At 52.5% G+C, this 786-nt stretch carries 1 protein-coding gene; it reads right to left on the bottom strand.

What is annotated here, in order from left to right:
• Positions 1–29 precede the first annotated feature (29 nt).
• On the bottom strand, positions 30–786 hold a 757-nt coding region (locus tag QLG08_RS01420; RefSeq protein ID WP_282472783.1), incomplete at its 5' end, for an IS3 family transposase.

Raw genomic sequence — 786 nt, 5'->3', positions numbered from 1 at the left:
TGACCAGCCCCCAGTATTAGATACAACCTTCAGTTAGTAATGTCGGTGGGTTTTTCTTCATGTTTCCCGTTTCGCCAGCCTGCTGCAAATTCAGATGGCGTCTGATAATTCAGCGATGAATGAGGTCTGGACTCGTTATAGTCCTGCCGCCAGTCATTAATGATTTTCCGGGCATGAAGAACATCGCTGAACCAGTGCTCATTCAGGCATTCATCCCGAAAGCGACCGTTAAAACTCTCAATAAATCCGTTTTGAGTTGGCTTGCCTGGCTGGATTAAGCGCAGCTCAACACTATGTTCAAAGGCCCATTGATCCAGCGCGCGGCAGGTAAATTCCGGACCATGATCGGTTCTTATTGTCGCAGGATATCCACGAAACAGCGCAATGCTGTCCAGAATCCGCGTGACCTGAACACCTGAAATCCCGAAAGCGGCTGTGATCGTCAGACACTCTTTCGTGAAATCATCCACACAGGTCAGGCACTTAATCCGGCGGCCGCTGGCAAGTGCATCCATGACAAAATCCATTGACCATGTCATGTTCGGCGCATCCGGGCGGAGAAGCGGAAGCCGTTCAGTCGCCAGACCCTTACGGCGGCACCTGCGTTTTACACACAGACCGTTAAGGTGATAGATGCGGTAAACCCGCTTATGGTTGACGTGAAGGCCCTCCCGGCGCAATAACTGCCAGATCCGCCGGTAACCAAATCGCCGGCGTTCAAGTGCCAGCTCTGTGATCCGTAGAGACAGTTGCGCGTCAGCAGCAGGACGCTGGGCCGAATAACGG

This window comes from Pantoea sp. V106_11 (assembly GCF_029967885.1).
In the GTDB taxonomy this organism is placed as follows: Bacteria; Pseudomonadota; Gammaproteobacteria; order Enterobacterales; family Enterobacteriaceae; genus Pantoea; species Pantoea ananatis.
The sequence above is the reverse complement of the archived record's forward strand: the minus strand, read 5'-3'. Positions and strand labels throughout refer to the sequence as shown.